General features: G+C 62.0%; 16 protein-coding genes and 1 pseudogene. 7 read left to right on the plus strand and 10 right to left on the minus strand.

Annotation, left to right across the window (positions count from 1 at the left end; translation table 11 throughout):
* Positions 1 to 4 precede the first annotated feature (4 nt).
* Both PCJ49_RS09850 and PCJ49_RS09855 read right to left on the minus strand, forming a co-directional pair.
* Positions 5 to 454, minus strand: coding sequence for a DUF29 domain-containing protein (locus PCJ49_RS09850; RefSeq protein ID WP_269910772.1), 450 nt, complete (start codon positions 452 to 454; stop codon positions 5 to 7).
* 134 nt (positions 455 to 588) lie between these two features.
* A complete protein-coding gene (locus PCJ49_RS09855) occupies positions 589 to 1,602 on the minus strand; it encodes a class I SAM-dependent methyltransferase (RefSeq protein ID WP_269910773.1) in 1,014 nt (337 codons plus the stop codon).
* A gap of 125 nt (positions 1,603 to 1,727) precedes the next feature.
* Between PCJ49_RS09855 and PCJ49_RS09860 the strand changes: the two genes are divergently transcribed.
* Positions 1,728 to 3,365, plus strand: coding sequence for a hypothetical protein (locus PCJ49_RS09860; protein WP_269910774.1), 1,638 nt, complete (start codon positions 1,728 to 1,730; stop codon positions 3,363 to 3,365).
* Between the two features lie 81 nt (positions 3,366 to 3,446).
* Positions 3,447 to 4,412, plus strand: a complete 966-nt coding sequence (locus PCJ49_RS09865) for a glycosyltransferase family 2 protein (protein ID WP_269910775.1) — start codon at positions 3,447 to 3,449, stop codon at positions 4,410 to 4,412.
* Positions 4,413 to 4,449: 37 nt separating this feature from the next.
* Here PCJ49_RS09865 and PCJ49_RS09870 read toward each other — a convergent pair.
* Positions 4,450 to 4,901: pseudogene (locus PCJ49_RS09870) on the minus strand (IS5 family transposase).
* Positions 4,902 to 5,236: 335 nt separating this feature from the next.
* Between PCJ49_RS09870 and PCJ49_RS09875 the strand changes: the two are divergent.
* Together PCJ49_RS09875 and PCJ49_RS09880 are read left to right on the plus strand one after the other, a co-directional pair.
* Positions 5,237 to 6,016 (plus strand): SDR family oxidoreductase, encoded by a 780-nt coding sequence (locus tag PCJ49_RS09875; RefSeq protein WP_269910776.1) that lies wholly within the window; start codon positions 5,237 to 5,239, stop codon positions 6,014 to 6,016.
* A 126-nt stretch (positions 6,017 to 6,142) separates the two neighbouring features.
* Positions 6,143 to 6,610 (plus strand): GtrA family protein, encoded by a 468-nt coding sequence (locus tag PCJ49_RS09880; RefSeq protein WP_269910777.1) that lies wholly within the window; start codon positions 6,143 to 6,145, stop codon positions 6,608 to 6,610.
* An 11-nt stretch (positions 6,611 to 6,621) separates the two neighbouring features.
* On the opposite strand, the gene PCJ49_RS09885 is transcribed toward PCJ49_RS09880, so the two are convergent.
* The 6 genes from PCJ49_RS09885 to PCJ49_RS09910 form a co-directional block, all read right to left on the minus strand.
* Positions 6,622 to 7,416 (minus strand): hypothetical protein, encoded by a 795-nt coding sequence (locus PCJ49_RS09885; protein WP_269910778.1) that lies wholly within the window; start codon positions 7,414 to 7,416, stop codon positions 6,622 to 6,624.
* A gap of 50 nt (positions 7,417 to 7,466) precedes the next feature.
* Positions 7,467 to 8,234, minus strand: coding sequence for a DUF2807 domain-containing protein (locus PCJ49_RS09890; protein ID WP_269910779.1), 768 nt, complete (start codon positions 8,232 to 8,234; stop codon positions 7,467 to 7,469).
* Positions 8,235 to 8,394: 160 nt separating this feature from the next.
* Positions 8,395 to 10,542, minus strand: coding sequence for an NAD-dependent DNA ligase LigA (gene ligA / locus PCJ49_RS09895; RefSeq protein ID WP_269910780.1), 2,148 nt, complete (start codon positions 10,540 to 10,542; stop codon positions 8,395 to 8,397).
* Positions 10,543 to 10,976: 434 nt separating this feature from the next.
* Positions 10,977 to 11,456 (minus strand): ribonuclease HI, encoded by a 480-nt coding sequence (gene rnhA, locus PCJ49_RS09900; protein ID WP_089286678.1) that lies wholly within the window; start codon positions 11,454 to 11,456, stop codon positions 10,977 to 10,979.
* On the minus strand, positions 11,446 to 12,408 hold the full coding sequence (locus PCJ49_RS09905; protein WP_269910781.1) for a homoserine kinase: 963 nt from the start codon (positions 12,406 to 12,408) through the stop codon (positions 11,446 to 11,448). The genes rnhA and PCJ49_RS09905 overlap by 11 nt, the downstream gene beginning before the upstream one ends.
* A 70-nt stretch (positions 12,409 to 12,478) precedes the next feature.
* Complete coding sequence (locus PCJ49_RS09910) at positions 12,479 to 12,685, minus strand: hypothetical protein (RefSeq protein WP_269910782.1); 207 nt, start codon at positions 12,683 to 12,685, stop codon at positions 12,479 to 12,481.
* Between PCJ49_RS09910 and PCJ49_RS09915 the strand changes: the two genes are divergently transcribed.
* The 3 genes from PCJ49_RS09915 to PCJ49_RS09925 all read left to right on the plus strand — a co-directional run bounded on the left by PCJ49_RS09915 (position 12,678) and on the right by PCJ49_RS09925 (position 13,985).
* Complete coding sequence (locus PCJ49_RS09915; RefSeq protein WP_256387115.1) at positions 12,678 to 12,809, plus strand: hypothetical protein; 132 nt, start codon at positions 12,678 to 12,680, stop codon at positions 12,807 to 12,809. The genes PCJ49_RS09910 and PCJ49_RS09915 overlap by 8 nt on opposite strands.
* Before the next feature lie 49 nt (positions 12,810 to 12,858).
* Complete coding sequence (locus PCJ49_RS09920) at positions 12,859 to 13,533, plus strand: PspA/IM30 family protein (protein ID WP_269910783.1); 675 nt, start codon at positions 12,859 to 12,861, stop codon at positions 13,531 to 13,533.
* A 173-nt stretch (positions 13,534 to 13,706) separates the two neighbouring features.
* Positions 13,707 to 13,985: a PspC domain-containing protein gene (locus PCJ49_RS09925; protein ID WP_269910784.1), complete on the plus strand. Its 279-nt coding sequence runs from the start codon at positions 13,707 to 13,709 to the stop codon at positions 13,983 to 13,985.
* Between the two features lie 100 nt (positions 13,986 to 14,085).
* Here the strand turns inward: PCJ49_RS09925 and PCJ49_RS09930 are convergent, their stop codons facing one another.
* The gene (locus PCJ49_RS09930; protein WP_269910785.1) at positions 14,086 to 15,753 is read right to left on the minus strand and encodes a tetratricopeptide repeat protein; all 1,668 of its coding nucleotides are present in this window, start codon (positions 15,751 to 15,753) and stop codon (positions 14,086 to 14,088) included.
* Between the last annotated feature and the right edge of the window lie 325 nt (positions 15,754 to 16,078).

Consider the following 16,078-nt stretch of genomic DNA (forward strand, 5'->3'; position numbering starts at 1 on the left):
GCGTTCAGCGTTGCCCATCCCCCGGCCAGAACTCAGCATTGATGATCGCGTCAAAACCCCAGGGGCAAGCGGTTGGGAAGGTCGAACGGGCAAGGCCGGTTTCCGCCGTTGCGCTGTTGCGGGCCCGTTCGTAAGCCGCCTGGATGGCTTCCGGAAGCTTGGCTTTCAGGCTGGGATTGTCCGCAAGATGCTCTTCAATATCCAACCGCTGGTTGCGGATGGTCGCTTCCCAACTGGCACCGCGCCGCTCCGGCTGGTACTGCCATTTCAGGAGATGCAGCAGTAGAACGACAAGGCGGCTGATCAGTTCGCGCTTCTCGGTCTTGCCCATGCTCTCGATTTCCTCGGCGATGTGGGCGATGTCCGCCACGTCCAGCTTCCCGGCACGCAGCAAAGCCGCCTGTTCATTGGCCCAGGCGTAGAAGTCGTGGTCGTACAAGGTCGGGTCGCTCATGGGCGATACCTCTCATGAAGCGGGGCAACCTGTCGCGCTTGCCCCACCTATGTTGATGCGTATCCGGCCGCGATTAATCTAAGCGATCATAAGGCTGATAGCAACGCGCCACCATTCGGCCCTGCGGCCTCTCGTTACGCCCGCGCCTCAATCAGCTTGAAGCCATCGGCCTCCGCCACCAGCCGGCGTTCCTTGAAATGGGCGTCGATCACCGCTTCATAGGGAAGCTGGCGATTGGCCACCATCAGCAGCAATCCGCCCTTTTCCAGGCAATAAGCCGCCTTCTCGATGAAAGCCGCCCCCAGTTCCACGTCGGTGGCCTTGCCGCTGTGGAAGGGTGGATTCATGATGACGCTGTGATAGCGCTGGCGCGGCAGGCCCTGGGTCACGTCGGCCCAATGGAAGCGCAACGGTGTTTCGCCGGCCAGCGGTTCCACATTCAGCTTCGCCGCCTCCAATGCCGCGGCATCCGCCTCGAACAGGTCCAGCCCCTTCAGGTGGCGACCGGTCTTCAGCAGCATGGCCGACAGATAGCCCCAACCGGCCCCCAGGTCGGCGACGCGGCCGCGTACCTCCCCCGGCAGATGGTCGGTCAGAAGCTTGGAACCCCGATCAATCTTGTTCCAGCCATGCATCCCCGGCCCGGCATGAAAGCCGGTCTCATTCACCAGCCTGGTGCGCCCGCCGGCTAGCCAGGATTGCAGCAGGTCCGGCATGGCCCCTGCCTGCTTGCGGGTCCAGAAGATGCGGGCATGGAATTTGGACGCGGTTTCCACCGGTCCCAACGCCTTGGCCACGTCCTTTTGCAGGCTGGCCGCCCCGGTATCATTATCGCCAGCCGCCAGCAGCAGCCCGCCCACGGGCAGCGCCGCCCAGGCCTCTGCAATGGCGGCCAGGCTGTCGGCCTTATGCTTGCTCAGCGGGCAGAGGGCGGCATCATAGGGGCCGTCGGACACGGTTTGTGTCACCCGGAACCCGGCATTGGCCAGCGCGTCATGATCCGGCTTGAAACCGGTAACGCAGGCCAGCCGGGTTTGCCACCCCGCCTCCAGTGCGGCATCAGCGCGGGCGCGCAGCATCAGGGCCTGGGCCGGCAGGGCAAGCATACCGGTGGCGAAGGGGTAGAGCAGGGCTTTGATCGTCGTCATGGGATCGGGCTGTACCCGATTGTGTTATGGCTGTACAGGCCCGCCTTGATCTTGCCCCACACCCCGCCTATCAGAAGGCAATAACCCCGGCCCTTTCGGCCCTGCATCCCTGGTGATCTGCCCCCATGTCGCCCCACAGCCTTGATGCCGATGCCCGCCGCTGGCGTCTGATCTCCACCCTGGTTCTGGCGCTGTTTCCGGTGCTGGTTGGTTTCTGGTCGCTGTCCCTGGGGCAGGACGGGAATTGGGATTTGCGCAATTACCATTGGTACAATGCCTATGCCTTCCTGAATGGCCGTGAACTGACCATGGATGTGGCGCCGGGGCAGGTGGCCAGCTTCTATAATCCCACGCTGGATTTGCCCGTATATCTGCTGGCACAGGTGCTGCCGGCGCGCGGTGTCTCCTTCGTGCTGTCCTTCGTGCAGGGGCTGAATATTCTGCCGCTGTTCGGGCTGGCCTTTGCTCTGTTGGCCCCGCTGGCGGCCGGCGCACGGCTGCGCACCCTGGCGGCCCTGCTGCTGGCCGTGGTCGGCTTCTGCGGGGCGGGGCAGTTGGGCCTGCTGGGCGCTACCTTCTATGACAATGTGATCAGCCTGTTCGTGCTGGGGGCCGCCTGGCTGGTGGTGGCCAGGGCCGATACGGTGTGGCAGGGCCGACCGGTTGCTGCTTACAGCGTGGTGGGGCTGGCCGGGTTGCTGGTGGGCAGTGCCGTGGGGCTGAAACAGCCCACATTGCCCTTTGCGGTCGGCGCCTGCTTTGCCTTCCTGTTCATCGCCGGCGGGCTGTGGCGGCGGCTGTTTCTGTCCTTCTTCTTCGGCATCGGGGTGATTGCCGGCATGGCGCTGTTCTCCGGCCATTGGATGTGGCATCTCTGGACCTATTACCAGAACCCGCTCTTCCCCTATTTCAATGATGTTTTCCGCTCCCCCTGGGGCGTGCCGGAGGCGTATCGGGATGACAAGTTCATCCCCCATGGTCTGGTCGCCAGCCTGCTGTTCCCCTTCACCTGGGTGATGGACCCGAAGAAGGTGGGGGAGATCATTTTCCGCGATCTGCGGGTGCCGCTGGCCTATGTCGTGCTGCTGGCCACGCCCATCATCATGCTGGCCCTGCGCGGGCGCAAGGTGGCGGCGCTGGTGGATCGGCGGGCCGCCCTTTACGTGATTGTCGGGTCGGCCATCACCTATCTGGTCTGGCTGAAACTGTTCGCCATTTACCGTTATCTGATCCCCCTGGAAATGCTGGCCCCCATTGTGATGCTGGCGGCCGTGGCGCTCTGGCCGCTGCCGGTGAAGGCGCGGGGCGGCATCATGCTGGCGCTGCTGGTGCTGGTTTCGGTGACCGGCAAGCCCGGCACCTGGGCGCGGGTGCCGTTTGCCGACCGGTTTGTGGAGGTGAAGGCGCCGGCACTGCCGGACCCGGATCACACAATCATCCTGCAAACCGGCTACGCCCCCACCAGCTTCCTGATCACCGGCTTCCCCAAGCAGATCCCGTTCCTGCGCCTGCACAGCTATTTCATCCATCCCGACCATGGCGATATCAAGCTGAACCAAGTGATGCGGGAACGCATCGCCCAGCATCAGGGCGATTTCTATTGGCTGGTCGCGCATTGGGAAGTGTGGACAGCCAAAGATATTCTGCCCCGCTATGGCTTGGCTGCGGATATGGATCATTGCCAGCTGGTCACCTCCAACCTGGATGAACCGATGATGCTGTGCCGGGTGGTGCGCCAGGATACCTCTGCGCAACCGTCATAAAAGGGGCCAGTTTCCGCTGCATCTTTTCCCCATTGGCCGTGTTATCAATGCGTTCCAACCTCGCTTCGGGCTGCTGCTTCCATGTCCATCCTTGAAAATGTCCAGACCGCGCCGCGCATTGCTGTGCTGGTGCCCTGCTATAATGAGGAAGCCTCCATCGCGGCGGTGATCCGCGATTTCAAGGCGGCCCTGCCGACGGCGACCATCTACGTCTATGACAATAATTCCAAGGACCGCACGTCGGAGATTGCGCGTGCGGCCGGCGCCGTGGTCCGGCGGGAGCCGTTGCAGGGCAAGGGCAATGTCGTGCGCCGCATGTTCGCCGATATTGAGGCGGACGTGTATGTGATGGTGGATGGCGATGATACCTATCACGCGCCCTCTGCCCCGGCCCTGGTCTCCAAGCTGCTGGATGACAAGCTGGATATGGTGAACGGCGCCCGCGTCACCGATTGGGAGACGTACCGGGCTGGTCACCGTTTCGGCAACATCATGCTGACCACCCTGGTCACCATGGTGTTCGGCAAGCGCACGGACGACCTGCTGTCGGGCTACCGCGTCTTCTCCCGCCGTTTCGTGAAAAGCTTCCCGGTGCTGGCCGGCGGGTTTGAGATTGAGACGGAACTGGTGGTGCACGCGCTGGAAATGTCCATGCCGCTGGGCGAGGTGGAAACCCCTTATAAGGATCGCGCGCCCGGTTCTGTCTCCAAGCTCTCCACCTTCCGCGACGGTTTCCGCATCCTCTGGATGATCGGCAAGCTGATCAAGGAGGAACGGCCGATGCAGTCCTTCGGTATCGTCTCCTTGTTGCTGGCGCTGATTTCCATCATTACGGCGGTACCGCTGTTCATCACCTATTATGAAACCGGGCTGGTGCCGCGTTTCCCCACGGCCGTGCTGGCGACGGGGCTGGGTCTGCTCTCCTTCCTGTCGCTCACCTGCGGGCTGATCCTGGATACGGTGACGCGGGGCCGGCGGGAGATGAAGCGGCTGCGCTATCTGGAAATTCCGGCACCGGATTTCGACAGCGGCTTCCTGAAGCCGTAATGCCAGAGCCGGGGGCCGTCCACCCTCGGGCGTGTCGTCAATTCAGCCGGATTGAGGCGGCTACGAGTTGCACAGCGGCTAGAAAAGTGGCTGCGAGCTTATCGTAGTGGGTGACGATGGCACGAAAGCCTTTGATCATGTTGAAGAATCGTTCGACTGGCTTGGTCGGCACCCCCTTTTTTACGCCCCGGCACTGTGCTGATGGGCGCGGACAAAAGTAGAGTCGAGCATCATGTATTCGTTGTCGCTGTCTTCCGACAATGCCTTGAAAATACACTCGAAAATACCACTTCGGCACCATCGCCGGAACCGTCGGTGGGTATTTTTCCAGTCGCCGAACCGCTCAGGAAGGTCACGCCAGGGAATGCCCGCGCGATAACGATACAGAACCGCCTCGACAAAAACCCGGTTGTCCACCGCCGTTACACCAACCGAACCAGGCCGGCCCGGCAGAAATTCCTTGATCCGTTCCCATTGGTCATCATGCAAACCTTATCGGCGCATTGGTCGGCCCTCCTTTCGGCCAACACCCTATGAATCACCGATTTCTTGCTTTGGGAATCCCCTAAACGACGACACTCCTTAAGCAATCGGTGTAGATATCAGCGCCAATTGGCACGCGGCTGTCAGCGGTAAATGCCACCGTTGCTCGGGTACGCCGTTCCCGCCGAGGATCGAAGGTTGGGGATTGCAGCTGATCGATCCTTGACGTAGCATCAGTGTGTTCTCGGGAGTTTTTCGAAATGATCTAGCGTCACCGCTAAAGCGGCAAGGCATACGCCAGCGGAGTAATCCGCCGACTGCACCCTGATTTCGAGAACATCATGCAAAGACTGAAAAATAAGACGTGCGTCGTCACCGGCGCTGCGCGTGGCATTGGGCGCGCTATCGCTGTCCGTTTCCATGACGAAGGTGCCGTGGTTATCGTCACCGACATTGACGAAGCCATGGGATCAGCAACTGCCGCCGAAATTGGCTGTCGATTCGAACCTCTCGACGTGCGCGAAGAGGCCGATTGGTTGCGGTTAGCCGGCATCGTTCCTGTGGCCGACGTGGTGGTCAACAATGCCGGCGTGACGGGGTTCGAAGCGGGCATGGCACCTCACGACCCAGAACACGCCAGCCTTGCGGATTGGCGCGAAGTTCACCGGGTCAACCTTGATGGCACGTTCCTCGGCTGTCGCTATGCAATAGGCGCAATGAAGGAGGCGGGGGCAGGATCGATCATCAACATATCCTCGCGTTCGGGTCTGGTCGGCATCCCCGGCGCTGCGGCTTATGCCTCGTCCAAGGCCGCGATTCGCAACCACACCAAGACGGTCGCGCTCTACTGCGCGCAGCAGGGTTGGCGGATACGCTGCAATTCGATCCACCCGGCCGCCATCCTTACCCCGATTTGGGAGCCTATGCTGGGTAACGGTCCGGATCGGGATGCTAAGATGCAGGCCTTTGTCGCGGATACGCCGTTGAGGCGGTTCGGGATGCCTGAGGAAGTCGCCGCCATCGTTGTTACACTCGCCTCGGATGAAGCGACCTATGTGACCGGCACGGAGGTGAACATTGATGGTGGCCTGCTCGCAGGCACTGCCGCTTCACCTGGCTAACGGCGCTAGCGGGCGCGATCAATCGCGCCCGCTCCCCCCATCCCACAGAAGAGCGGGACAGGATCGTGCTGCAGTCAGTAGATTCTGACAAGTCAGAATTTACTGACACGGGTATAAGAGAGACCGATGCCGGAACCCGCCATGACGGATGCCACCATGCCCCGCCCTGTTTCGCGCGAATTGCTCACCTTTGGCCTGATCGGTATTGGTGGGCTGTTCGTTGACATGGCGGCACTGGCTTTTGCATTGCATGGGCTGGGGCTAGATTTTTACGGTGGCCGCCTTTTCTCCTATCTGATTGCGGTCACGTTCACTTGGTACATGAACCGGCGCTTCACCTTTGTCGGTATCAGCCGCCGGGCTGCCTTGAAACAATGGGCGAAATTCACGGCGGCCAACAGTATTGGCGCGCTGGTGAATTACGGGACTTATGTGTTGGTGTTGCAGGTTGGCCCCGGCATTCTGGCGGCGTTGGGTCTGGATCAGGTGCTGGGGCCGTTGCTGCCCTATGCCGGCGTTGCCGCCGGCAGTGTGTCGGGATTGGTGTTTAACTTCGCCATGTCGAAATTTGTAGTGTTCCGCCGCCCTGCATAAGGCAGCCTGCATCAATCCACCGACTTGCCATTGATGGTGACGGAGGCGAGGCCGGAGCGGTTGATCTGTTGATCGCGCACCTTGCCCTTGAACTCCACCCCACCCAGGCCGGAAATAGTGACGCGCAGCATGTCGGTATTCCCATCATGGATATCGACATCGCCCACGCCGCTGACCTTGATATCCACCGGCCCATCCACCCGGTCGGCATTGACATTGCCAAAGCCGGTGATGGTGAACTTGGCCCCCTGGCCGACGGAATGCAGCTCCATATCCGCAGCCCCGCTGACCAAGGCGGCGAGGGGGCCGGCAATGGCACCGGTCTTGATGCTGGCCGCCCCCGCCACCGTCAGGTCAGCCTGTTTCAGATCGCCGGTCTTGATATCGGCGGCGGTCTTGATGGTGGCATTCAGCGGCCCATCCAGGTCGTCCAGCTTCAATTCGCCGATCATATCTTCCACGGTCACGCCCCCCTGGCGCGGCATGATGATGTCGATGTGCACATCGTCTGCCTCCAGCTTCCAGGAGGTGCCTTCCTTTTTCACATAGGGTGCGCGGGCGATGACCACGTTGTCCTGTTCCCGCAGAACCTCGATTTTCCGCAGTTCCTGCTCTTTCTCCCCAGAGATGCGCACTTCAATCTGTCCCGGTTGGCCATTCGTCTGGACATGGATGGTGCCGACGACATTGCGCAGCACCAATTGGTTGCCGGGCAGGGTTTGTGGATCGATGGTCATGGCGGCGGCGGGCAGGGCGGCTGCAGCGGTGAAAAGGGCGGCCAAAAGTGTGGCGCGAAGACGGCGCATTATATTCCCCATCAGGATCATTTTATGAAAGTGAGGCTTTCGGGTGCTGCTCAGCTGGCACGGCCCGTCACTTTCACCGAACCGGAACCGTTATTATTGATGGCCTGATTGCGGGCTACCCCATCCAGCGTCACCTGACCGGAGCCGGCAATGGAAGCGGCCAGCGGGTCGGCGGTCCCGGCGCGCAGATGGATATCGCCGCTGCCATTCACGCTGGCGGCGACGGGGCCATTGACGCGGGCGATATCGATATCACCACTGCCATTGATTTCCAGCTTCACCTCCCCCTGGGTGCTGCCGGTGGCCACCGATCCGCTGCCGTTGATTTCCACGTCCAGCGTGCGGTCAATATCGCCAACCTTGATCTTGCCGGAGCCGGAAACCGACAGTTTTGCCGTCGTGACATGGCCGATTGTCAGGCTGCCGCTGACAATATCATCCACCTCCAGCGGGCCGCGCAAATCGCCAACCTTGCCGTCGCCGATGAAATCCTCAATCTCCAGCCCCGTCCCGGCGGGCAGGCGGATGGTTACCTGGATCTGGTCATCCTTGTCCCGCCAGTCCCGGCCATTGCGGCTGTTTTTCTGTTCAATCACCAGCGTGCCGCCGCTGGCATTCACGGTTACTTCCGCCAACCGTTTTTCCGGGCCCGTCACCTCTACCGTCACCTTATCCGTGTTGGCGACCGTGACATCCAGCTTGCCATAGACCCCATCGATCTTGACGGCACTGGCATCATAGCCCTGCGGACCAAAGGCAAAGGCCGGCAGCGGCAGCAGGCAAAGGGCGGTGGCGAGCAGTAAGTTCCTTGGCGACATTTTTCAGCATCCCCCGGCTGGCTTGTTTCCAGCGGGGAATAGCAATGGCCATGCCAATGGCGGAAACGCTGGAATCTCAGAAAAAACCTGTCGCCAGACTGGCGAAGCTGTGGGGCAGGGCGCCACACCTTCGCCATTTTCGCTACACGTTGATGAGCAGTTACCCGCCGATCAGCGCCTTCCATTCCTCTTCCGACAGGATGGTGACGCCCAATTCCTGCGCCTTGGCCGCCTTGGAGCCGGCATCGGCGCCGGCCACCAGATAATCAGTTTTTGCACTGACGGAACCGGCCACCTTGGCCCCCAGGGCTTCCGCCTTGGCCTTGGCCTCCGACCGGCCCATGGTGGTCAGCGTGCCGGTGAACACCACCGTTTTGCCGGCCACAGGGGAGGTGCTGGCCACCACAGGCGGCACATATTCCGCCGGCTTCACCTGCGCCAGCAGGGCGGCCAGGGCGTCCAGATTATGCTGTTCGCGGAAGAAATCGGTCAGGTCGTCGGCCACGCTCATGCCGATCTGTTCAATCGCGCACAGCTCCGCATAGGCTTCCCCCACCAGTTCGGCCTTCTTCTCCTCCCGCTTCTCCGCCCGTTCGGATGCGGCCTGCACCATGCGGGCCTGCCAGTTCTCCACGGTGCGGTAAGAACGGGCCAGCAGCTTGGCCGTGGCCTCGCCGATCTGGCGAATGCCGAGCGCGAAGATGAAACGGTCCAGGGCGATGCTGCGCCGAGCCTCAATGGCCTGAAACAGCTTCTCCACCGATTTCTTGCCAAAGCCGGTCATGCTGACCAGCTTGTCCAGCCGCGTGGCCTCCTTGGCTTCCAGGGTGAAAATATCGGCCGGCTGGCGGATGCGGCCCTGTTCAAAGAACAGCTGGATACGCTCCATGCCCAAGCCCTCGATATCAAAGGCGTTGCGGGAGACGAAATGGCGCAGCCGTTCCACCGCCTGCGCCGGGCAGATCAGGCCGCCGGTACAGCGGGTGACAACCTCCCCTTCCTCCCGCACGGCCAGCGATCCGCATTCCGGGCAATGGTCGGGGAAGGCGAAGGGCAGGGCGTCTTCCGGGCGTTTATCGGGCACAAAACCCACAATCTGCGGGATCACATCGCCGGCGCGCTGGACGATCACCATATCGCCGACGCGGACATCCTTGCGCTCAATCTCATCCTTGTTATGTAGGGTGGCGCGGCTGACCACCACGCCGCCGACATTCACCGGTTCCAGCTCCGCCACCGGGGTCAGCGCCCCGGTGCGGCCGACCTGGATGGAAATTTCCTTCAACCGGGTCATGGCCTGTTCAGCCGGATATTTATGCGCCGTCGCCCAGCGGGGTGAGCGGGAGATGAAGCCCAGCCGTTCCTGCAGGGCCAGATCATCCACCTTGTAGACGACCCCATCGATATCAAACGGCAGCGTGGGGCGCTGGGTGCCGATCTCCCGGTAATAATCCAGCAATTCGCCCGCATCGGTGCAGCAGCGCGACGGCGTGGAGAGGGTGAAGCCAAATGCTTCCAGCCGCTGCCGGCTTTCCCACTGGGTCTTGCCCAGCGGCTCCGACAATTCGCCCCAGGCATAGGCGAAGAAGCGCAAGGGTCGGGTGGCAGTGATCTTCGCATCCAGCTGGCGCAGGCTGCCGGCGGCAGCATTGCGCGGGTTGGCGAAAATCTTCTCCCCCTTTTCCGCCTGGGCGCGGTTCAGTTCCAGGAACTCGGCGCGGGTCATATAGACCTCGCCCCGCACTTCCACCACCGCCGGCGCATCGCCGCTCAGCTGGTGGGGGATATCCTGGATGGTGCGGACATTGGCGGTAACGTCTTCCCCTTCCGCCCCATCGCCGCGCGTGGCAGCCTGTACCAGCCGCCCCTGTTCGTAGCGCAGGGACAGCGACAGCCCGTCAATCTTGGGCTCCGCAACAAAGCGAACCGGCGCATCCTCGGCCAGATTGAGGAAGCGACGGATGCGGCCGACAAAATCGGCCACATCTTCATCCTCGAACGCGTTGGCGAGGCTGAGCATCGCCACCTTGTGCTTCACCTTGCCAAAGCCGCTGCCAGGGGCAGCACCCACAGTCTGGGTTGGGCTGTCCGCCGTCATCAGTTCGGGGAAGCGCGCTTCCAGCAGGCCTAACCGCTGTTCCAGCCGGTCATAGTCGGCATCCGACAGGGCGGGGGCGTCCTTGGTATAGTAAAGTTCCCGATGGTGGCGGATTTCCGTCAACAGGGCTTCATGGTCCTGGCGGGCCTGATCCAGGGTCAGGTCGTCGATGGCGATCAGGCGCAGGGCGGTCGCTTGTGGGGCTGTCATGGCGCGTCAGATGCTGAAGGGATCAATTGACGCTGTTTTAACAGCCTGCCCGCCTAACAGGGCAATAAATTCGCCGGTACCATTTTATGCAGGCTGGTGGGCTCGCAGGCTGCCTGAAAATAAGCGAGTGCAAATAAATCCAGCTCAACGGAAAGGCTGCGCTGCCCCCCCTGGCTCAAGACCTGTTCGACAAGTTGTTGTAATGAAATACCTTCATAGCTGCATATGTCCTCCAATGCCTGCCAACATTCTTCCGAAACGCAGGCATTGTGTGACCGCCCCTTGATGACGAAGCAGCGACGTCGCAGACGATACGATAGATTATCTAACCCGTTCAAAAAACGGTTCACTCTTCGCCGCCGCTGTTAAGGATGGAATTGCTCACACTTTACATCAATTCGCCATAAGGGTGCAATTCCACTTCTAATGGTGGGCTAGGTTTTCTCGCGCGCTTCGCGCAGGCCATCGCGCGCCAGCTGGTCGGCGCGTTCATTCTCTGGATGGCCGGCATGGCCTTTGACCCAGTGGAATTCCACCTGATGGCGGGCAACGGCGGCATCCAGCCGTTGCCACAGATCGGCATTCTTCACCGGATCCTTGGCTGCTGTGCGCCAGCCATTGCGCTTCCAGCCGTGAATCCAGGTGGTGATGCCGTTCTTCACATATTGGCTGTCCGTATGCAGCCGAATGGGCAGGGGGCGCTTCAACGCCTCCAGACCGCTGATCGCGGCCATCAATTCCATCCGGTTGTTGGTGGTATCGGGCTCCCCGCCCTTCAGTTCCTTTTCCACGCCCCGCCAGCGCAAAATGGCCCCCCAGCCGCCAGGACCGGGATTGCCGCTGCAGGCGCCGTCGGTGAAAATGTCCACGACATCCTCTTCCGACTCGCTTTCCGTCGCCGGCTCAGAGGCCATAATCGTTCAGCGTCCGGATTTGCTGGTGGAAGCGCAGCTTGTGCAGATATTCCAGCGGGTCTTTGCGCTTTACCAGCGCGCCGGCTGGGGTGTTCAGCCAGTCATAAAGCCGGGTCAGCAGGAAGCGCATGGCGCTGCCGCGCGCCAGCAGTGGCAGGGCGTCACGCTCTGCCGCGCTCAACGGTCGTACCTTGGTATAGCCATCCAGCAGCAGCCGGGCCTTGGTAACGTTGAAGGCGCCGTCGGCCTCAAAGCACCAAGCATTCAGGCAAATGGCCACGTCATAGGCCAGCAGATCATTGCAGGCGAAATAGAAATCGATCAGGCCCGACAGCGCCCCATCCTTGAAGAACACATTATCGGGGAACAGATCGGCATGGATGATGCCGGCGGGCAGCCCGTCACGCGGCCAGCTGGCCTCCAGCAGGTCCAGTTCGGTGGCCAGAATATCGGCCAGACCGGGCTTCACCTCATCCGCGCGGGCGCGGCTGGCCTCGAACAGCGGGCGCCAACCATCCACCGACAGGGCGTTGCGGCGCGTCAGCCCGAAACCGTCACCGGCCAGATGCAGCCGGGCCATGCCTTCGCCCAACTGGGCGCAATGTTCAGGTTGGATACGGCGCGGCCACATGCCGGCCAGGAAGGTGACAATCACCGCCGGACGGCTGCACAATTCCCGCAGGGCCACCCCATCACGCCCCGCCACCGGCTGCGGGCAGGACAGGCCGCGCGCGGCCAGATGGTCCATCAAGCCCAGGAAAAAGGGCAGATCGGCCGGGTTCACCCGTTTTTCATACAGGGTCAGGATGAAAGGGCCGCGATCAGTCACCAGAAGGAAGTTGGAATTCTCCACCCCTTCGGCGATGCCCTTGCACGAAATTACATCGCCCAGATCATACTGGGCAACGAACGTGCGCACATCCTCATCGGATATTTCTGTATAGACAGCCATCGTAAGGCCTTGCCTAACCGGTTCCGGGGCCCTGGTCAATCGGCCAGCGTCCGGCCGCGACGGGAAAATTTCAGCGCATTCTGGCGCGGTGGTGAATTTCACCATCATGAATAGAATATTTTGCGATCTGGTGGTGTTTTTCGCTATCTGGTGCCAAGGGACTGTCAGGGAAATGGCGGAATTCCGCCATTTTCAAACTTGGCACGGCGGTTGCTTTTAAGCTGGCATGGCCAAGACGGCCAGCGAAATCCAGACGAAAGACACCGACCATGACCACGATGACCGCTTCCCGCCGCTTCACCCAGGCCAATGACAAGGCCGATCGTCAGGCGCTGATTGAAATGGTGCCTGTCATGACCATCGCCCTGGTGGTGATGCTGATCATCAACAGCCTGCTCTGATCAACGCCCCTGCCAGCACCCCGTTTTCCCGCCTGAAGGAGCCCCCATCATGGGCCTGATCGACCGTATCGGCGATGTGATCAATGCCAACCTGTCCAGCCTGCTGGATCGGGCGGAAGACCCGGAGATCGCGTTGAACCAGGCGATCCGGGAGATGGAGGACACGCTGTCCGAACTGCGCTGCGGCACCGTCCGCATGATCGCCGAGCGCAAGGGCCTGTCGGAAAGCTGGCGGGCGGCCGAGTTCGAGATGCTGGAATGGGAGCGCAAGGCCGAAACCGCATTGACCCATGGGCGGGAGGATCTGGCCAGGGCGGCACTGGCCGCGCGGGAGGAAATCCGCCGCGCCACCGTCCCGGCCGAGGCCGAGCTGAAGGCCCTGACCGATGCCATCGGCCGCATGACCGAGGATGCGCGGCAGTTGGAGGGGAAGCTGGCCGAGGCCCATGCCCGCCGTCGCGCCCTGGCGGCCCGCTATCGCGGCGCTGTTGACCGGCTGCGGGCCCGTACCACCCTGTATGACGGCCGGCTGGACGAAGCCATGGCCCGCTGCGCCGAGATCGATCGGGAGATCGACTGGGTGGAGGCCAAGGGCGAAACGCTGAGCCAGGGGCGCCCCCGCGACCTCTCCGCCGAAATCGCTGCCCTGGAAAGTGAGGGCAAGGTGGATGAGGAGCTGGCTGCCCTGAAGAAACGCCTGGCGGAACGCGCTGACCGCGCCTGAGCCAAGGCGACATATGCCGCTTGCCGCTTGAGAGAACGGATAACACCCAAGAGCCATTATCCATGGCTCTTGGAGGCCAGCGACCGCTGGCCCGCGCCACGTGGCGCGTAAGCCAAGGCGGCGTATGCCGCCGCCCGGCGCCTGAGGGAACATACTGAAATAAGGAGAGCAACGTGAACCGCTTTGACCGCTATGCGCATAATATCCGCAGCAGCAAGCTCTATAAGAACAGCGCGAATGGCATGGTCTGCGGCGTCTGCGCCGGCCTGTCCGACTGGCTGGGACTGAAAAGCTGGGCGGTGCGGTTGATCGCCATACTGGGCCTGATCTTCCTCACCGGCCCGACCCTGATCGCCTATTTCGTGGCGGCCCTGGTGTTGAGCAACCGTCCGGTGGCCCGCTATGACCGCTACGCCCGTGCTTTCGGCTATGACGAGCCCTATCGTCGCTGACCGACATCCCCGGTCCGGCCCATCCGGGCTGGGGTGACAGGGCCGGGAGGGGGCAATGCGGTGTCCACCCCAATCCCTTCCGGCCCTGTCCTGACTGAAATCAGTTCGGTGCTGCAGCCGTAATCGGCGTGGCGAGCCCGTCCTTCAGCTTGATCTGGGCGGATTTGCGCAGCCCCTCATTATCGGCTTGCTGCGCGGCGCGGGTCCATTGGAAGCGGGCTTCCTGCTTGCGGCCCAGCGCCCAATAGACATCGCCCAGATGATCGCTGATCGATGGGTCCATCGGCTCCAGCTCAACGGCCTGTTCCAGCAGTTCCACGGCGCCGTGGAAATCTCCCTGTTTGAACTTGGCCCAGCCCAGACTGTCCATGATGAAACCATCATGCGGGCGCAGCGCCAGCGCCTTTTCGATCAGCCCGCGCCCCTCATCCAGGCTGATGCCCCGGTCAATATAGGAATAGCCCAGATAATTCAGCACGCTGGCCTGTTCCGGGCTGAGGCTGAGGGCGGTTTTCAGGTCCGTTTCCGCCCGCTTCCAGTCCCCCAGCGTATCCAACACCATGCCCCTGGCATAGAAAACCGCCCAGTCAGCGGCGGCGGGTTTGGCGATGCGGGACACCGCCTGTTCATAGGCTGCGAGCGCCGGCTTCGGTTCGCGCGCCATGCGGTGCATGTCGCCCAGTTGCAGCAGCGCATCCACCCGCGTTGGCTTCTCCGCCGCCATGGCGGTCAGCAGCTTGATAGCTTCATCCCGGCGGCCCAACTGGCGTAGCATTTCGGCCTGACGCAGGCGGGATGCCCAGGTCAGACCGCTGGAACCCTTTACAGCGGCGAATTCCGTCAATGCGTCAGCATAACGCTGCCGCGCGGCCAGCGTATCGCCCAGGGTCAGCCGCATCAAAGGCTGGCCTGGGTCCAGGAACAGGGACAGGCGGCCATAGAGCAGGGCCATTTCCTGGGCGTTTTCCTGGTAGAGGGCGGCCGACATCTCAAACAGCGCCTCCCCCAGCCCATCGCTGGCGTTGGCGACCAGCCGGGCAGGGGCCGGCGCCCCCTTGTCCAACCGGGCCAGCGCCTCATCCACCGCCAGGGTGCCGGGATTTTCCCGTTGGTAACGCTGATAGATGCGGCGTGCCGCTTCCTTGTTGCCGGCTCTTTCATGGAAATTGCCAATCAGCATGGTCAGGCGCAACGGCGCTCCGCGCTCCGTCGCGGCCGTGTAATGCAAGGCGGCGGCTTCCCGATTGTCGCGTAAATCCTCGATCAGCGCGATTTGCAGCTGCTGCATGATGGCAAAGCCGTCATTGGCATTCAGGGCGCGCAGCCGTTTCAGCCCCGCCTCCTTGTCGCCCCTGGCCACATCGACCCAGGCGCCCAGCAGGGGGGTAACGAATTGTGACAGCCCATCGGCGGGCAACGTCTCCAGCCGGGCGGCGGCATCGGCTGCCTTGCCCTGTTTCAGATCATCGGCAATGACCATCAGGCTGGCAATATAGCTCTGGCTTTCCTGTTCCCGGGCGCGGCGCGCCAGTGCGACGGCCTCCGTATAATTGCCTTCACCCAGATTAAGCAGGAAGGTCCGGCGCAGCAGGCCGGCATTTTCCGGATCGTCGCGCAGCACGGTTCCCAGATTGCGCGCCGCCGCGGCCCAATCGCCGGCATTCTGGGCCACGCGGCCGGTCAGGTAACGGGCCATGGTGTTTTCGACGGGGCTGGGCGCCGTTTGCGCCAGGGCCGATCCTGCCAGCAGTACAGACAAAAGGACCATCGGGATCGACTTTGGCTGCCGCCACCACCGCACCAGTTCCACGCGCGTCACCTTATAAAATACCGGTTCGCTGGAGAGGCACAGGCCGCCCCCTTTGTCATCCTGAGCGTAGCCGGGAATGGTTTAATCGTTCAATAACGTTGCGGGGCATTTCCGCCCCAAACTTTATATCGCAGGCGTAATGTCACAGCCATTTGGACGCCTTTGAAGCCCTTGCCGGCACGGGAGGTGCCCGAGACATCGGTTCGGGGACAGGGGAATCGGGTGGTAAAACCGATCCTTGGATGTCTGAGCAGCAAGCAGTTTGCCCATGCGCTAGGCGCAT

The organism is Niveispirillum sp. BGYR6, from assembly GCF_027568365.1.
Lineage (GTDB): Bacteria > Pseudomonadota > Alphaproteobacteria > Azospirillales > Azospirillaceae > Niveispirillum.

Coding starts and splice junctions, on each gene's coding strand:
- PCJ49_RS09930 (WP_269910785.1), bottom strand. CDS start 15,753: ATGGTCCTTTTGTCTGTACTGCTGGCAGGATCGGCCCTGGCGCAAACG.
- PCJ49_RS09860 (WP_269910774.1), top strand. CDS start 1,728: ATGTCGCCCCACAGCCTTGATGCCGATGCCCGCCGCTGGCGTCTGATC.
- PCJ49_RS09850 (WP_269910772.1), bottom strand. CDS start 454: ATGAGCGACCCGACCTTGTACGACCACGACTTCTACGCCTGGGCCAAT.
- PCJ49_RS09865 (WP_269910775.1), top strand. CDS start 3,447: ATGTCCATCCTTGAAAATGTCCAGACCGCGCCGCGCATTGCTGTGCTG.
- PCJ49_RS09885 (WP_269910778.1), bottom strand. CDS start 7,416: ATGCGCCGTCTTCGCGCCACACTTTTGGCCGCCCTTTTCACCGCTGCA.
- PCJ49_RS09915 (WP_256387115.1), top strand. CDS start 12,678: ATGACCACGATGACCGCTTCCCGCCGCTTCACCCAGGCCAATGACAAG.
- PCJ49_RS09855 (WP_269910773.1), bottom strand. CDS start 1,602: ATGACGACGATCAAAGCCCTGCTCTACCCCTTCGCCACCGGTATGCTT.
- PCJ49_RS09905 (WP_269910781.1), bottom strand. CDS start 12,408: ATGGCTGTCTATACAGAAATATCCGATGAGGATGTGCGCACGTTCGTT.
- ligA (WP_269910780.1), bottom strand. CDS start 10,542: ATGACAGCCCCACAAGCGACCGCCCTGCGCCTGATCGCCATCGACGAC.
- PCJ49_RS09920 (WP_269910783.1), top strand. CDS start 12,859: ATGGGCCTGATCGACCGTATCGGCGATGTGATCAATGCCAACCTGTCC.
- PCJ49_RS09880 (WP_269910777.1), top strand. CDS start 6,143: ATGCCGGAACCCGCCATGACGGATGCCACCATGCCCCGCCCTGTTTCG.
- PCJ49_RS09875 (WP_269910776.1), top strand. CDS start 5,237: ATGCAAAGACTGAAAAATAAGACGTGCGTCGTCACCGGCGCTGCGCGT.
- rnhA (WP_089286678.1), bottom strand. CDS start 11,456: ATGGCCTCTGAGCCGGCGACGGAAAGCGAGTCGGAAGAGGATGTCGTG.
- PCJ49_RS09890 (WP_269910779.1), bottom strand. CDS start 8,234: ATGTCGCCAAGGAACTTACTGCTCGCCACCGCCCTTTGCCTGCTGCCG.